The 15,456-nt window shown below is 52.9% G+C and carries 13 protein-coding genes and 1 riboswitch; of the genes, 6 read left to right on the plus strand and 7 right to left on the minus strand.

Annotation, left to right across the window (positions count from 1 at the left end):
- Window positions 1-93: 93 nt before the first annotated feature.
- Window positions 94-861 carry a DedA family protein gene (locus tag DW47_RS0101715; RefSeq protein ID WP_029684599.1) on the plus strand — a complete coding sequence of 256 codons (768 nt, stop codon included), beginning with the start codon at window positions 94-96 and terminating at the stop codon, window positions 859-861.
- Between the two features lie 46 nt (window positions 862-907).
- Here the strand turns inward: DW47_RS0101715 and thiQ are convergent, their stop codons facing one another.
- Genes thiQ through thiB form a run of 3 tightly spaced genes read right to left on the minus strand, consistent with a single transcriptional unit; the run spans window position 908 to window position 4,102 of the window.
- Window positions 908-1,546, minus strand: coding sequence for a thiamine ABC transporter ATP-binding protein ThiQ (thiQ, locus tag DW47_RS0101720; protein ID WP_029684600.1), 639 nt, complete (start codon window positions 1,544-1,546; stop codon window positions 908-910).
- Complete coding sequence (thiP, locus tag DW47_RS0101725) at window positions 1,530-3,140, minus strand: thiamine/thiamine pyrophosphate ABC transporter permease ThiP (protein ID WP_029684601.1); 1,611 nt, start codon at window positions 3,138-3,140, stop codon at window positions 1,530-1,532. Before thiP ends, thiQ begins: the two co-directional genes overlap by 17 nt.
- Window positions 3,116-4,102: a thiamine ABC transporter substrate binding subunit gene (gene thiB, locus DW47_RS0101730; RefSeq protein ID WP_029684602.1), complete on the minus strand. Its 987-nt coding sequence runs from the start codon at window positions 4,100-4,102 to the stop codon at window positions 3,116-3,118. The genes thiP and thiB overlap by 25 nt, the downstream gene beginning before the upstream one ends.
- Window positions 4,103-4,145: 43 nt before the next feature.
- Window positions 4,146-4,238, minus strand: a riboswitch (TPP riboswitch).
- Window positions 4,239-4,435: 197 nt separating this feature from the next.
- Between thiB and DW47_RS0101735 the strand changes: the two genes are divergently transcribed.
- Window positions 4,436-5,626 carry an MFS transporter gene (locus tag DW47_RS0101735; RefSeq protein WP_029684603.1) on the plus strand — a complete coding sequence of 397 codons (1,191 nt, stop codon included), beginning with the start codon at window positions 4,436-4,438 and terminating at the stop codon, window positions 5,624-5,626.
- A gap of 50 nt (window positions 5,627-5,676) precedes the next feature.
- Here DW47_RS0101735 and leuD read toward each other — a convergent pair whose 3' ends face one another.
- Genes leuD through leuA form a run of 4 tightly spaced genes read right to left on the minus strand, consistent with a single transcriptional unit; the run spans window position 5,677 to window position 10,356 of the window.
- Entirely contained in the window at window positions 5,677-6,282 is a 606-nt protein-coding gene (gene leuD / locus DW47_RS0101740) for a 3-isopropylmalate dehydratase small subunit (protein WP_029684604.1), read from the minus strand.
- Window positions 6,283-6,293: 11 nt separating this feature from the next.
- The gene (leuC, locus tag DW47_RS0101745; RefSeq protein WP_029684605.1) at window positions 6,294-7,694 is read right to left on the minus strand and encodes a 3-isopropylmalate dehydratase large subunit; all 1,401 of its coding nucleotides are present in this window, start codon (window positions 7,692-7,694) and stop codon (window positions 6,294-6,296) included.
- 2 nt (window positions 7,695-7,696) lie between these two features.
- A complete protein-coding gene (gene leuB / locus DW47_RS0101750) occupies window positions 7,697-8,788 on the minus strand; it encodes a 3-isopropylmalate dehydrogenase (protein ID WP_029684606.1) in 1,092 nt (363 codons plus the stop codon).
- Between the two features lie 2 nt (window positions 8,789-8,790).
- Window positions 8,791-10,356, minus strand: coding sequence for a 2-isopropylmalate synthase (gene leuA / locus DW47_RS0101755; RefSeq protein WP_029684607.1), 1,566 nt, complete (start codon window positions 10,354-10,356; stop codon window positions 8,791-8,793).
- An 892-nt stretch (window positions 10,357-11,248) separates the two neighbouring features.
- Between leuA and ilvI the strand changes: the two genes are divergently transcribed.
- From ilvI to mraZ, 4 genes are all read left to right on the plus strand, one after another.
- Window positions 11,249-12,970 carry an acetolactate synthase 3 large subunit gene (gene ilvI, locus DW47_RS0101760; RefSeq protein ID WP_029684608.1) on the plus strand — a complete coding sequence of 574 codons (1,722 nt, stop codon included), beginning with the start codon at window positions 11,249-11,251 and terminating at the stop codon, window positions 12,968-12,970.
- Window positions 12,970-13,461 (plus strand): acetolactate synthase small subunit, encoded by a 492-nt coding sequence (ilvN, locus tag DW47_RS0101765; RefSeq protein WP_029684609.1) that lies wholly within the window; start codon window positions 12,970-12,972, stop codon window positions 13,459-13,461. Before ilvI ends, ilvN begins: the two co-directional genes overlap by 1 nt.
- Before the next feature lie 159 nt (window positions 13,462-13,620).
- Window positions 13,621-14,634, plus strand: coding sequence for a catabolite repressor/activator (gene cra / locus DW47_RS0101770; protein WP_029684610.1), 1,014 nt, complete (start codon window positions 13,621-13,623; stop codon window positions 14,632-14,634).
- 364 nt (window positions 14,635-14,998) lie between these two features.
- Window positions 14,999-15,454: a division/cell wall cluster transcriptional repressor MraZ gene (gene mraZ, locus DW47_RS0101775; RefSeq protein ID WP_029684611.1), complete on the plus strand. Its 456-nt coding sequence runs from the start codon at window positions 14,999-15,001 to the stop codon at window positions 15,452-15,454.
- Window positions 15,455-15,456 lie beyond the last annotated feature (2 nt).

A 15,456-nucleotide genomic window follows, 5' to 3' on the forward strand; every position in this document is an offset into this window, starting at 1 on the left:
GTTTTGTATCTGTTTGTATTAAACAACCGACATTGCTTGACGTCCACTGACTCGCTCAGGACAATCCAGGCTCTGTTACTGTGAGGAATTGTTATGGAAGTCTGGATCCAACACCTGATGACTCAGTCATTGCAGTGGGCGCTGTTTGCCGTTGCGGTGGTGACGTTTTTCGAGTCTCTGGCGCTGGTGGGCCTGGTTCTGCCCGGGACGGTGATGATGGCCAGCCTCGGTGCACTGATCGGCAGCGGCAAAATCGGCCTGTATCCGGCCTGGGCGGCAGGTTGTGCTGGCTGCTTGTTGGGGGACTGGATTTCATTTTATATCGGCTGGCGTTTTAAGGGGCCGTTGCACCGCTGGAAATATCTGCAAAAACACCGTAAGTTGCTGGATAAAATCGAGCATGCCCTCAATGATCACAGCGTTGCCACCATCCTAATTGGCCGTTTTGTCGGGCCGACCCGTCCGCTGGTACCGATGCTGGCGGGAATGCTGGAACTGCCGGTGAAGAAGTTTCTGCCGGCCAATATTGTCGGCTGTCTATTATGGCCACCGGTCTATCTGCTGCCGGGGATCCTCGCGGGTGTGGCTATCGATGCGCCCCATACCGCACAAAGCAGCGATTTTAAATGGTTGTTGCTCGCAGAAGCGGTGCTGATTTGGCTGGCCGCCTGGCTCGGCTGGCGTTGGTTCCGCAGTATCCGTAAGAAAATTGCCCCAGCCAGCGGGCTGTTGTCGGCAAAAAATTTACGTTGGTTAGCGCCGTTAATGATTGTCGCCGCAGTGGCCGGGTTTGTGGCCCTGCAGTTTCACCCGATGATGCCGGACTTCCGTCATCTGTTATGGCGGGTATTTATCGCCTGACACAGAGTGTGTAGGCCAAGACAGTGGCCCGGTCTGCACACTGCCATTACTTCTCGCTGATCACCTCTCCGTTACGGACCGTTACGGTTCGCCCTGCAATCTGCTGTATATCCTCCTGATGATGGGACACCATCAGCAGTGTCATGGTTTGCTCACGACACAGGCGATCGGTAAGGGTGATCATCTCTTGACGTAGTTGCGGGTCGAGGGCTGAAAAGGGCTCATCCAGTAGCAGCAGCGGGCGCTGGCGTAACAGACAGCGAGCCAGGGCGACCCGTTGCCGTTGACCACCGGAAAGCTGCCCTGGTAAACGTTCTAGCAGGTCAGCCAGGCCGACGTTGTCGGCAATCTCGGTCAGTTGCTGCCATTGTCCGGCCTTCAGTTTTAGTCCAGGATGCAGTCCTAAGCCCAGATTTTGTTTGACGGTCAGGTGGGCAAACAGGTTATTTTCCTGAAACAGCATTGAAAGCGGGCGCTGTGCCGGTGGCTGATGGGTACAGAGCCGGTTATCGATCCACAATTCACCGCTGCTGGCAGGCAGGAATCCGGCGATCAGGCTTAATAGTGTGCTTTTACCGGCACCACTTGGGCCGACAATCGCCACCCTTTCGCCGCGGGCGACCTGCAGGGAAAAACGCAGGGTCTGGTTTTGGTAGCGGTAACTGAGATCATTCAGCGTTAGCATCTTTGCCTGCCATTTTTTCAATCAGGGTGAAGAGGATAAAACAGACCAGCAACAACAATAACGCTGTCACGGCCCCTTGTTGTTGGCGGTAAGCGCCAATTTGCTGGTACAGATAGAAAGGCAAGGTGCGGAAATCTTCACTGCCGAACAGCGAAATCACCCCTAAGTCGCCCAGTGACAGCACACAGGCAAAGGCCAGTGCCTGAAATAGCGGCTTTTTCAGGGCCGGATATTCAATTAAACGTAGCCTGCGCCAGCCACGGACATCGAGTGATAGACACAGGCGGTCATAGTGGCGCGCCAAGTCACGCATCGGCATATCTAGGATTTTCATCGCATAGGGGATAGCCATCAGTGCATTGGTGATCACCACGATAAATGCCGGTGAATCGGGGAGGCCTACCGTGTTATTGAACAACAGAAACCAGCCACTGGCTAGGACGATACCGGGCATTGCTAAGATCAGCATGCCGCTGCTTTCCAGTAGCTGTGCAGGAAGCGGCCGCTCCCTGACTCGCCATTCTCGGGTGGTCCATAGCAGCATCAGGGTCAGCACGATTGCCAACAGACCCGCGCGTAGGGCGATGGTGACTGACGTCAGAACTGCCTGCCACAGTGCTGGTTGCTGTAATGCGGTTAACAAGCCTCCCTGCAGGCCATTGATGATCACGGCCAGTAACGGCGGCAGCAGCAGTAATAGGGTCAGCAGGATCCACAGGCTATCGGCCAGCCCTGGTAGCCAGCGCCGGTCTTGTGCCTGCCAAGGCGTCTGTAGACTGGCGGAGCCACTGAGTACCGTATTCAGGCGTAGGCTGACCGCCATAAGGCTCAGGCAAACCCCCAACTGTAACAGTGCCAACATCGCCGCTTTGGCGGGGTCAAAGTCATAACTGAGTGCTTGATAGATCGCCAACTCCAGGGTGGTGGCTTTCGGGCCGCCCCCGAGGGTTAGGATAATGGCGAAGCTGGCAAAACAGAGCATAAAAATCAGTGCCGCCACCGGCAATAACTGACGTTTTAGCCAAGGCCATTCTAGCCAGCGAAACAGGTACCAACCCTGCATATTGAGTTGTGCCGCCAGTTGTCGCTGCTCGGCGGGGATCTGTTCAAATGCCTGTAACAGTAGGCGCGCGGCCAGCGGCAGGTTAAAGAACAGGTGTGCCAGCAGGATCCCCGCTAAGCCATAGACGGGGAAGTGATAGTGCCAACCCGCCAGGGCAAACATTTTCTCCAGCCAGCCCTGATGACCATAGACACTCAGCAGGCCAAACACGGCCACCAGTACCGGCATCACCAGCGTCATGGCACAGAGGCGCAACAAAGCCTGACGGCCGGGAAAGCGACGTCGGTACAGTGCCCGGGCCACCGGCACGGCCAACCCCACCGACAGCAGGGTTGACAGTAATGCCTGCTCAAAAGAGAAGGCAATCACATGATGCAGATAGGGATCTTGCAGCCCGCTGAGCCAGTCTCGGGCGCTGGCACTGTGCAGCAGACTGGCCAGTGCCAGCAGGGCGATGCCGCTACTGAATAACGCCGCCAGCAGACCAGGGAGCCATTTGCCGGGACTCATTGGCTGACAGCATTCTGCCACGCATCTACCCAGGCAGCACGGTGTTCCGCCACCTGTTGTGGCGTAAATTGTAGCGCGGTTGCCGGGACACTCAGCTGCTGATAACCCGCAGGGAGCGGTGTTTTCACGGCCGGATACATCCAATTACCCTGTGGCAAGGTTTGCTGGAAAGCCGGTGAGGTGACAAAAGCCATAAACTGCTTGGCCAGCGCCGGATGGGGGCTATTTTTCAGGCGGGCCGCAACCTCGACTTGCAGGTAATTGCCTTCGCTGAAATCAGCGGCGGCGTAATCATGATTGTGCTCTTCAATAATATGATAGGCAGGGGAGGTGGTATAACTGAGCACCAGGTCGCTTTCCCCCTTCAGAAACAGACTGTAGGCTTCACTCCAGCCGCCGGTGACCGTGACGGTTTTACTTGCAAGTTTTTTCCACGCTGCCGGTGCTTGGTCACCGTAGACTTTTTGCATCCACAGCAACAGACCCAATCCTGGGGTACTGGTACGTGGGTCTTCATAAATGACTCGCCATTTCTCCGGACTTTCCACCAGTTGTTTAAGGCTGGTAGGGGGATTTTTCAGGCGTTTCTTGTTATAGACAAAGGCAAAGTAACCGTAGTCATAAGGAATGAAGGTGTGATCACTCCAGCCCCCAGGTACGGTCAGTGACTTGAGGTCGGTATCGGAGGGGGCAAACAGCCCGCTCTGGTGGGCCGCCGCAATCAGGTTGTTATCCAGCCCCACCACTACATCGGCTTTACTGCGTTGACCTTCCATGCGCAGGCGGTTGAACAGAGCAACACCGTCGCCGAGCGCCACGTATTTTAGCTGACAACCACAATTGGCTTCGAAGGCTTTTTTAATCGCCGGACCAGGCCCCCAGTCAGAGGAGAACGAGCTATAGGTATAGACGGTGAGGACAGGTTTGTCCGCTAGGGCAGGGGCCGATATCAGCAGTAAAACAGGCAGTATTTTCTTTAACACTTTGCGCTCCTTGAGCATTAATTTCAGCAATGCGCAAAGGATCTGAGTGATCAATCTCAAATCCCTACGCCGGTATTAACCGGATCAGGTTCGACGGGTATCTCTCAGCACAGACAGTGCACCCCGTTGAGAACGTCTCATTCTATGCAATTCTTTCCCTTCGGGAAAGTGGTGCGGGTCGTTGACGTTGCAGTATTTGTGTGCAGCAGATCAGCTGTCAGGGAGTTTCTGCTGAAACTGCGCGCCGAGCGGTGTAAATTAGCCGGATGCTGTCTGTCGCGGCACAGCGATGTCGGGCAGACAGCGAATTCTCTCTCACCGGATACCCATGCTATGCAAACCTCTGAACAGCCGCCTACTAAAGGCAACACCGTGTTTCTGTTTTTTATGTTGGTGACCTTCTTTGTCAGCATTGCCGGGGCATTACAGGCACCGACCCTGAGCCTATTCCTCAGTCAGTCATTGCAGGCCAGTCCGCTGATGGTCGGCGTGTTTTTTACCGTCAACGCAGTGACTGGGATTATCGTCAGTTTTTTACTGGCTAAGCGCTCCGACAATAAAGGTGACCGCCGTCATTTGCTGATGTTCTGCTGCCTGCTGGCGCTATTGAATGCGCTGGTGTTTGCCTTTACCCGTAGCTACTGGGTGTTGATTACCCTTGGGCTACTGCTGTCGGCGTTTTCTACCGTAGTGATGCCGCAGATTTTTGCGCTGGCGCGTGAGTATGCAGAGTCCACCTCGCGGGAAATCGTGATGTTCAGCTCGTTAATGCGGGCGCAGATGTCGCTGGCATGGGTGATTGGCCCACCGATCTCCTTTGTATTGGCCTTAAATTTCGGGTTTAAGACCTTGTATCTGGTGGCGGCGTCCCTGTTTTTACTGGCGTTGGTGTTGATCCGTGTCACCCTGCCGTCTGTGCCAAGAATTTATCCCGCGGTAGATATTGCTCGCAGTGCCGCCAGTGGCTGGAAAAATCACCATGTCCGCTTTCTGTTTATTGGCTCGGTACTGATGTGGATGTGCAACCTTATGTATATCATTGATATGCCGCTGTATATCAGCAGTACACTTGCGATGCCGGAGAAAATGGCCGGAGTGCTGATGGGGGTGGCAGCAGGCTTAGAAATTCCGGTGATGCTGGTGGCGGGTTATCTGGCGAAAAAGATCGGCAAACGGCCATTGGTATTGCTGGCGATGATCGCCGGGGCTCTGTTCTATCCGGGAATGTTGCTGTTCCACAGCATCGAAGGACTGTTAGCGTTGCAGTTGCTCAACGCATTGTTTATCGGGATCACCGCCGGGCTGGTGATGCTGTGGTTCCAGGATCTGATGCCGGGCAAGGCCGGGGCGGCCACCACCTTGTTTACTAACTCTGTGTCGACCGGCATGATCTTTGCGGGCGTATTACAAGGAACGGTCAGTGCTCACTGGGGGCACCAGGGTGTCTATTGGTTGGCGTCGGGTATAATGCTGCTGTCACTGCTGTTGACTTGGCAGGTCAGAGAGGCGGGTCGGGAAGGTTAAGTTCCCCCTCGGTAAAGAGGGGGAGTGCTAAAAACGGTGGCGCTGAGGGATTAACGCAGGAAGGCTGGCTGATGCTCTTCATAAGAAGAGATCGCTGTCTCATGCTGTAGCGTCAGGCCGATGCTGTCCAAGCCATTAATCATGCAGTGACGGCGGAAGCTATCGAGGGTAAACGGATAGTGTTTACCGCCAGCGATAATTTCCAGCCCTTCTAGGTCAACGGTGAATTCGATACCCGGCTGAGCCGCTACCAATTCAAACAACTCGTCGATCTGTGCTTCGTCCAGTTTTACCGGCAGTAGCTGGTTGTTAAAGCTGTTGCCATAGAAAATATCGGCAAAGCTTGGGGCGATCACCACGTGGAAACCGAAATCGGTCAGTGCCCAAGGGGCATGCTCACGGGAGGAGCCGCAACCAAAGTTTTCACGGGCCAGTAGGATGCTAGCGCCTTTGAATTCCGGCTTATTCAGTACGAATTCTGGGTTAGGCACCTGACCGGCATCGTCAAGGAAACGCCAGTCATTAAACAGATGCTGACCAAAACCAGTGCGGGTCACTTTCTGCAGGAACTGTTTCGGGATAATCGCATCGGTATCGACATTGGCCGCATCCAGCGGAGCGACAATACCGGTGTGACAGGTAAATTTTCTGGCCATGGTTAAGTTCCTTAATTCAGTTCACGGATGTCAGCAAAGTGACCGCTAACCGCAGCCGCGGCAGCCATTGCCGGACTGACCAGGTGGGTACGTCCACCACGGCCCTGACGGCCTTCAAAGTTACGGTTACTGGTTGAGGCACAACGTTCACCGGCATTCAGACGGTCGTTGTTCATCGCCAGGCACATGGAACAGCCTGGCAGACGCCACTCAAAACCGGCCTCCAGGAAGATCTTATCCAGCCCCTCGTCTTCGGCTTGGGCTTTTACCGGACCAGAGCCAGGAACCACCATCGCCACCACGCCCGGTGCCACTTTACGGCCTTGAGCAATGGCTGCGGCAGCACGCAAATCTTCGATACGGGAGTTAGTACAAGATCCGATAAACACTTTATCAATCGCCACATCCGTCAGCTTGACGCCAGCGTCCAAGCCCATATAGGCCAACGCTTTTTCGGCAGAGGCGCGCTCAACCGGATCACTGAACGATTGCGGAGCTGGGATCGGCTGGTTAATAGCGATAACCTGACCTGGGTTAGTGCCCCAAGTCACCTGGGGGGCGATCTCTGCCGCATCCAAGGTGACAACGCTGTCAAACACTGCATCGCTGTCCGATTTCAGCCCTTTCCAGTACTCGACGGCCTGTTCCCATTTGTCACCCTGCGGCGAGAACTGACGGTCTTTCAGGTAAGCAAAGGTGGTTTCATCCGGAGCAACCAGACCGGCTTTAGCGCCCATTTCGATCGCCATATTACACAGGGTCATACGACCTTCCATGCTCAGGGCTTCGATAGCCGGGCCACAGAATTCGACGACGTGACCGGTACCGCCGGCGCTGCCGGTTTTACCGATAATTGCCAACACGATATCTTTGGCAGTGATGCCTGGTGCGGCATCGCCGACCACTTCGATCTTCATGGTTTTAGCACGACCCTGCTTCAGGGTCTGGGTCGCCATCACGTGTTCCACTTCTGAGGTGCCGATACCGAACGCCAAGGCACCAAAGGCACCGTGGGTCGCGGTATGGGAGTCACCACAGACGATAGTCATACCCGGTAAAGTCATCCCTTGTTCAGGGCCGATAACATGGACGATCCCCTGGAATGGGTGGTTCAGGTCATATAACTGTACGCCGAACTCTTCACAGTTCTTGATCAGTTCCTGCATCTGAATACGGGCCATTTCACCGGAGGCATTGATATCACGGGTCTCAGTCGAGACGTTGTGATCCATGGTGGCGAAGGTTTTTGACGGCTGACGCAGTTTACGGCCGTGGGCACGCAGGCCGTCAAAGGCCTGCGGCGAGGTGACTTCATGCACCAGGTGACGGTCGATATACAGGATCGGCGTTTCGTTAGGGGCTTCATACACGACATGGGCATCAAATAACTTCTGATATAAGGTCTTGCTCATTTTTATTTTTCTCCGGAGATAAAGCGGGCAATGATGTCGCCCATTTCATCGGTGGTGACTGATGGGCCTTCACCAGCCAGGTCACGGGTGCGGTAACCTTCTTCCAGCGCACGGTTCACCGCCTGCTCAATGCTGTCTGCGGCGTCAGCGGCATTCAGGCTGTAACGTAACAGCAGTGACAGCGATAAGATCTGGGCAATAGGGTTGGCAATATTTTGACCGGCAATATCTGGAGCAGAGCCACCGGCTGGCTCATACAGACCAAAGCCTTGCTCGTTCAGGCTGGCAGAGGGCAGCATCCCCATAGAGCCGGTGATCATCGCACACTCATCGGACAGGATATCGCCGAATAAGTTAGAGCACAGCAGGACGTCAAACTGTGACGGATCCTTAATCAGCTGCATGGTGGCGTTATCAATATAGATGTGCTCCAGGGTGATGTCCGGATACTCTTTAGCGATTTCCGTCACGGTTTCACGCCACAGAATGGAAGACTGCAGCACGTTAGACTTATCTACCGAGGTGACTTTTTTACGGCGTTTAGCCGCTGACTCGAAAGCCAGACGCGCAATACGCTCGATTTCATAGCGATAATAAACTTCGGTATCAAACGCACGCAGTTCATCACCGCTGCCTTCGCGGCCTTTAGGTTGACCGAAGTAGATACCGCCGGTTAATTCGCGGACACACAGAATATCAAAGCCTTTGGCGGCAATATCACTGCGCAATGGGCAGAAGGCTTCCAGGCCATTGTACAGTGCCGCAGGACGCAGGTTGCTGAACAATTTGAAGTGCTTACGCAGCGGTAATAAGGCACCACGCTCTGGTTGACCGTCCGGCGGCAGGTGCTGCCATTTAGGCCCGCCCACTGAACCGAACAGCACCGCATTGGCCTGCTCACAGCCTGCCAGAGTTTCTGCCGGCAGCGGCTGACCGTGGTTATCAATGGCAATACCGCCTACATCATACTGACGGGTCGTAATGTCGATAGAAAAACGTTCACGCACCGCCGTTAACACTTTCAGCGCCTGCGCCATAACTTCCGGGCCGATACCGTCACCCGGCAATACGGCAATGTGAAATGATGTAGACATAATTACACGGTTTCCTTAGCTTCGTTCTTAAACTTACGTTCTAATTCTTTTTCGACCTGTTTGGCCTGCCAGATATTGTTTAGCGCATTCACCATCGCGGTGGCAGAGGACTCGACGATGTCCGTGGCCAGACCAACACCGTGGAACTTACGGTCGTTGTAGCTGATGACGATATCGACCTGGCCCAGTGCGTTTTCGCCATGGCCTTTCGCAGTTAACTGATATTTAACCAGTTCAGCGCCATAGCCGGTGATGCGGTTAATGGCTTGATAAACAGCATCCACCGGGCCATTGCCGGTCGCGGCTTCTTCTTTGACTTCTTCACCACAGGCCAGACGGACTGATGCGGTAGCAGTGATATTGGAGCCAGACTGGACGTTGAAGTCCTGCAGACGGAAGTGATCGTGTTCTTCGTTCTGTTTATTGATAAAGGCCAAGGCTTCCAGATCGTAATCGAAGATCTGACCTTTCTTATCTGCCAGCTTCAGGAAGGCGGTATACAGCGCTTCAGCATCATAGTCAGACTCTTTGTAGCCCATCTCTTCCATTCGGTGCTTCACGGCGGCACGACCGGAGCGGGAAGTCAGGTTCAACTGGATCTGATTCAGGCCGATGGACTCCGGAGTCATGATTTCGTAGTTTTCACGGTTTTTCAGCACGCCATCCTGGTGGATCCCCGAGGAGTGAGCGAAGGCATTAGAACCGACGACCGCTTTGTTGGCAGGGATCGGCATATTGCAGATCTGGCTGACGATCTGGCTGGTACGGTAAATTTCCTGATGATTGATACCGGTGGTCAGGTTCATGATCTGCTGACGGGTTTTAATCGCCATGATCACTTCTTCCAGGGCACAGTTACCGGCACGCTCACCCAGACCATTAAGGGTACCTTCAACCTGACGGGCACCGGCCTGAACGGCGGCGATAGCATTCCCGACGGCCATACCCAGGTCATCGTGGGTGTGGACCGACAGGATCGCTTTATCAATGTTCGGCACGCGCTGGGTCAGTTGATAAATAATATTGGCGTATTCACCTGGCAGAGTGTAACCGACGGTATCTGGGATATTGATGGTGCGGGCACCGGCGTTAATTGCGGCTTCTACCACGCGGCATAAATCGTCAATCGGGGTACGACCGCCATCTTCGCAGGAGAACTCAACATCGTCCGTGTAGCGACGGGCGTGTTTGATCATGTGGACGGCTCGTTCGATAACATCTGGCAGGGTACTGCGTAATTTAGTGGCGATGTGCATCGGAGAGGTGGCGATAAAGGTATGGATACGAGATGCTTCTGCTACTCGTAATGCCTCGCCAGCGGCATCAATGTCTTTCTCAACACAGCGGGCCAGTGCACAGACACGGCTATTCTTAATGTTGCGAGCGATAGTCTGTACCGATTCGAAATCTCCAGGGGAGGAGACCGGAAAGCCGACTTCCATGACATCGACCTTCATACGCTCCAATGCGTAGGCGATTTGCAGTTTCTCTTTGACACTCAGGCTAGCCTGTAACGCCTGTTCACCATCACGTAAGGTTGTATCAAAAATAATAACTTGCTGGCTCATACCTTGTTCCTTAACTATTTTGGCACCGGCCTGCGGATATAAAAAAACCCGCGCTTCGGCGCGGGTTTTTCTGTTTTCAGGCCCGAATCATTTTTTAATTCCGCCCACCAGACTACCGCGCAAATTTAATGCGAGAAGGAGTAGTGCTGATAGGCGGATAAAACGAATCATTTGTCAGACCCTTAAAATAAGTATGTGTATATTGGTACTGGAAAGCGGATGGGATGTCAACCTTCCGTAGTGGATTATCCTGTTTTTATAAAAGTGGAATCTTCTGCCATTTGTCCTGTAAAAAGTGCTCTGTCATGTCCAATGGTAGACACGGAGGAAAAGCCGAAAGGATTGAGGCGAGTGTAGGGGAGGGTTATCCATCTATCGTAATGATTTTTAATTGATTTTTATTTTCTCGAGGCAGCATTACCCCCCTATTTACCTCTATGTTAATAGAGAAATATAGTGGGTTACTGCTAATTTTTGGAGAATGATGTTAGGACATGGTGGATATGCCGTACAGGGAACCAAAAATAGCACGGGAATAAAAATCATAAACTCAACATTACACTGTTATTTATCATGAATGCAGAATATTCAGCTAATAACTATTGGCCTTTCGTTATTATTCCGACGCGGTAATCCATGATCGTAGTAGCTTTTATTTATTAATTTCCTATTTACCTCTCTGGCAGGTTTGCCTGACATGATTTCTGCGGTTATGTTAACCGGATGAAATGCAGACATTCACCGTCAACCGGTGCCAATTAAGGGTGTCGTAGAAACTTTCATGCTCTGAATTCAGAGATAAAACAGGTTTTTACCGAGAAACTTATCTGTTGCGGAAGTCGGTCTTTTGTCAGTCTTGTGGAGCCGTGAAGTCAGTAGCCTGGAGGAAAGAATGGAGATGTTGTCAGGGGCCGAGATGGTCGTCAGGTCATTAATTGATCAGGGAATAAAGCAGGTATTTGGTTATCCCGGTGGGGCGGTGCTCGATATTTATGATGCCCTGCAGACCGTTGGCGGTGTTGACCATATCTTAGTTCGTCATGAGCAGGCTGCGGTGCATATGGCTGATGCTCTGGCCCGTGCCACCGGGGAAACTGGCGTGGTATTGGTGACTTCCGGACCAGGGGCCACCAATGCCATCACCGGTATTGCCACCGCTTATATGGATTCTATCCCGATGGTGGTGCTCTCCGGGCAGGTGGCGTCTTCTCTTATCGGCAGTGATGCGTTCCAGGAATGCGATATGGTCGGGATTTCGCGGCCAATTGTGAAGCACAGCTTCCTTGTGAAAAAAGCGGAAGATATTCCGGAAACCATTAAGAAAGCATTTTGGCTGGCTGCCTCTGGCCGTCCTGGACCGGTGGTGATCGATCTGCCGAAAGATGCGCTTAATCCGGCCGCTAAATTCCCGTATAGCTGGCCCGAACAGGTTTCTATGCGTTCCTATAATCCAACCACACAGGGACACCGCGGGCAGATTAAACGGGCTATCCAGATGCTGACTTCCGCTGAACGTCCGGTGATCTATGCCGGTGGTGGGGTGATCACTGCCGGAGCGGAAAAAGCGCTGATCCAATTAGCCGAAGTGTTAAATATTCCGGTTACCACTACTCTGATGGGACTGGGGGCTTTTCCCGGCACCCATCCGCAGAGTGTCGGGATGCTGGGGATGCACGGCACTTATGAAGCCAACATGACCATGCATTCCGCAGATGTCATCTTTGCCGTTGGTGTCCGTTTTGATGATCGTACTACCAATAACTTGGAAAAATATTGCCCAGGCGCGTCAGTGATCCATATCGATATTGATCCAACCTCAATTTCTAAAACGGTAATGGCTGATATTCCTGTGGTTGGCGATGCGGCTCAGGTGCTGACGCAGATGCTGGAATTGCTGCCAGCGGATAACGACAGTGCTGAAAAACATGCAGATTGGTGGCAGCAAATCACCCAGTGGCGTGCCCGCAACTGTCTGGCATTTGATACTCAGTCCGAGACGATTAAACCTCAGGCGGCCATTGATGCCCTATGGCGGTTGACCGGTGGAGATGCTTACGTGACCTCGGATGTCGGCCAGCACCAGATGTTTACTGCGCTGCATTACCGGTTTAATGAATCCCGTCATTGGATCAATTCTGGTGGCCTCGGCACTATGGGCTTTGGTCTGCCAGCAGCTTTAGGGGTGAAGTTGGCGATCCCTGAGGCTACCGTGGTCTGTGTGACCGGTGATGGCAGTATTCAAATGAACATTCAGGAGTTGTCCACCGCCTCGCAGTATAATTTGCCGGTGCTGATCCTTAACCTAAACAATGGCTATCTGGGGATGGTGAAACAGTGGCAGGATATGATTTACTCCGGCCGTCATTCACAGTCCTATATGGAATCACTGCCTGATTTTGTCCGCTTGGCTGAGGCTTATGGTCATGTCGGTATGGTGATCGACAAACCTGAAGAGCTGGATGAGAAGATGGCCGAGGCACTGGCGCTGGTACGCAGCGGTCGTTTGGTGTTCTTGGATGTACGGGTCGATGGCAGTGAGCATGTCTACCCGATGCTGGTGCGCGGTGGCGGTATGAATGATATGTGGTTGAGCAAAACGGAGAGGACGGAATAATGCGCCGTATTTTATCGGTATTACTTGAGAATGAATCCGGTGCCTTATCGCGTGTAGTTGGCCTGTTTTCACAGCGCGGCTATAACATTGAAAGCCTGACGGTGGCACCGACCGAGGATCCGACGCTATCGCGAATGACCATTCAAACGGTCGGCGATGAAAAAGTGCTGGAGCAAATCGAAAAACAGCTGCATAAGCTGGTGGATGTGTTGCGGGTCAGTGAACTGGGGCAGGCGGCGTTTGTTGAACGTGAGATTATGCTGGTCAAAGTGAAAGCGGAAGGTCAGCTACGGGATGAAGTAAAACGCTGCGCGGATATTTTCCGTGGTCATATTATCGATGTGACCGCCACCCTGTACACCGTACAGTTAGCAGGCCCTAGCGATAAACTGGATGCGTTTCTGAATACCTTACGTGGCGTGACTGAAATTGTGGAAGTGGTACGTTCTGGTGTGGTGGGTGTTTCTCGCGGCGAGCGCACTATCGGTTGATTTGCGATAGGGCGTGGTCACCGAGTGCTATTGGCAGGGCCTGGGAAACCGGGCCCTTTGTTTTGCTCACGATTTAGGCGAAAAACAGTTGCTCAGCAGGGGGAACTGGAGTTAGATAGCCGCATTGACCTCGCAGAGGCGGTGAAGGAAGAGGTGAGTGTGAAACTGGATGAAATTGCCCGTCTGGCAGGGGTTTCGCGAACAACCGCGAGTTATGTCATCAACGGTAAGGCTCGGCAATATCGTGTCAGCGAAAAAACCGTGGAAAAAGTCATGGCGGTGGTCAAAGAACATAATTATCAGCCCAATGCTGTAGCCGCCGGTTTACGCGCAGGCCGAACTCGCTCCATCGGTCTGGTGATCCCTGATCTGGAAAATACCAGCTATACCCGCATTGCGAAATACCTCGAGCGTCAGGCCAGACAACGCGGTTATCAGTTGCTGATCGCCTGCTCTGAGGACCAGCCTGATAACGAAATTCGCTGTATCGAACATCTGTTGCAGCGTCAAGTGGATGCGCTAATTGTCTCGACCTCACTGCCGCCGGAGCACCCGTTCTACCAGCATCGTGCCAGAGAGGCGTTGCCGGTGATTGCCTTGGATCGTGCCCTTAACAGTGAGCAGTTTATCAGTGTGGTCGGGGCTGATCGTGAAGATGCTTTTTCGTTGGGCAGTGAACTGCGTCAACAGCCCATTGATAGTGTTTTGTTTTTTGGGGCTTTACCTGAGCTGTCAGTGAGCTTCCAGCGTGAGCAGGGCTTCCGCGAGGCTTGGAACGACGATGGGCGGCCAGTCGCTTTTCTCTACAGCAATAGTTTTGAACGCAGTGTCGCTGCGGAGACTTTCGTCCGTTATCTACAGCAGCAGCCGTTGCCACAGGCGCTGTTTACCACCTCTTTTTCGCTGTTGCAGGGCATTATGGATGCCTGGCTACAAGTCAATGGCCAATTACCCACTGGCGTCTCAATAGCCACCTTCGGCGATAACGAGTTCTTGGATTTTCTGGACTGTCCGGTGTGGTCTGCTGGTCAGCGACATCGGGATATTGCCGAAAGGGTGTTAGAACTGGTGCTCGCAAGTTTGGAAACACCGGAAAAAGCCCGCCCTGGGCTGACCCGTATCCGTCGTCATCTTTACCGGCGGGGGATCTCTGGTCGTCGCCCGCTACGCTAACGCTAGCGCATTACTGCCGTATTGATCATCATTACGGCGGATTATGCGGACAGCACTTCAGAAATTCCTTAAAGTGCTACCGCTGGACATATTGCCTGAAGTTAACCATTCTGCCGTTTTTCACCGTTGTCTTTGGCTCCTTCCTGACTGTGTTGTTAAATTTCTGTATTTATTCATCAGCTTAATCCTGAGTGCGGGGAATATTCTTATCTTTATCCCTGTCATCCCCTGAATTTGCCGCAGGAAATAATGTCGTTACGCGACCGTTGTCGCTTGACAAGGATTTCGTCCGCTCCGTACACTCATTCGGTGGTAAAATGTGGGATAAAGTGGTGAAACAGGTTAACTGAGAGGAAACACAGTTATGTTTCGCGGGGCAACGCAGCTAAACCTCGATGTAAAAGGACGGATAGCGATCCCTACTCGCTATCGTGACGTCCTCATAGGGGAATCGCAAGGGCAAATGGTCTGTACCATCGACCTTCATCAGCCCTGCCTGCTGCTTTATACCTTACCGGAGTGGGAAGTGATTGAGCGAAAATTATCGCGACTTTCCACCATGAATCCGGCAGAACGCAGGGTTCAGCGCCTACTGTTAGGACATGCCAGCGAATGCCAGATGGACAGTGCAGGGCGCCTATTGCTTGCCAGTACCCTCAGACAGCACGCCGGTTTACAGAAAGAAATTATGCTGGTCGGTCAGTTCAATAAGTTTGAACTGTGGGATGAACAGGCCTGGTATCAACAAATCAGGGAAGATATCGAATCAGAAACCGCTCACAGCGAACTCTCTGAGCGGTTGCAGGACCTATCGCTATAGCC

Origin of the sequence: Tatumella saanichensis, assembly GCF_000439375.1 — a bacterium.
Taxonomy (GTDB): domain Bacteria; phylum Pseudomonadota; class Gammaproteobacteria; order Enterobacterales; family Enterobacteriaceae; genus Tatumella; species Tatumella saanichensis.

What these genes read in the sequence shown, in the direction of transcription:
- thiQ (WP_029684600.1), bottom strand. Translation starts at nt 1,546, where the DNA reads ATGCTAACGCTGAATGATCTCAGTTACCGCTACCAAAACCAGACCCTG.
- leuA (WP_029684607.1), bottom strand. Translation starts at nt 10,356, where the DNA reads ATGAGCCAGCAAGTTATTATTTTTGATACAACCTTACGTGATGGTGAA.
- leuD (WP_029684604.1), bottom strand. Translation starts at nt 6,282, where the DNA reads ATGGCCAGAAAATTTACCTGTCACACCGGTATTGTCGCTCCGCTGGAT.
- mraZ (WP_029684611.1), top strand. Translation starts at nt 14,999, where the DNA reads ATGTTTCGCGGGGCAACGCAGCTAAACCTCGATGTAAAAGGACGGATA.
- DW47_RS0101715 (WP_029684599.1), top strand. Translation starts at nt 94, where the DNA reads ATGGAAGTCTGGATCCAACACCTGATGACTCAGTCATTGCAGTGGGCG.
- ilvI (WP_029684608.1), top strand. Translation starts at nt 11,249, where the DNA reads ATGGAGATGTTGTCAGGGGCCGAGATGGTCGTCAGGTCATTAATTGAT.
- leuC (WP_029684605.1), bottom strand. Translation starts at nt 7,694, where the DNA reads ATGAGCAAGACCTTATATCAGAAGTTATTTGATGCCCATGTCGTGTAT.
- DW47_RS0101735 (WP_029684603.1), top strand. Translation starts at nt 4,436, where the DNA reads ATGCAAACCTCTGAACAGCCGCCTACTAAAGGCAACACCGTGTTTCTG.
- leuB (WP_029684606.1), bottom strand. Translation starts at nt 8,788, where the DNA reads ATGTCTACATCATTTCACATTGCCGTATTGCCGGGTGACGGTATCGGC.
- ilvN (WP_029684609.1), top strand. Translation starts at nt 12,970, where the DNA reads ATGCGCCGTATTTTATCGGTATTACTTGAGAATGAATCCGGTGCCTTA.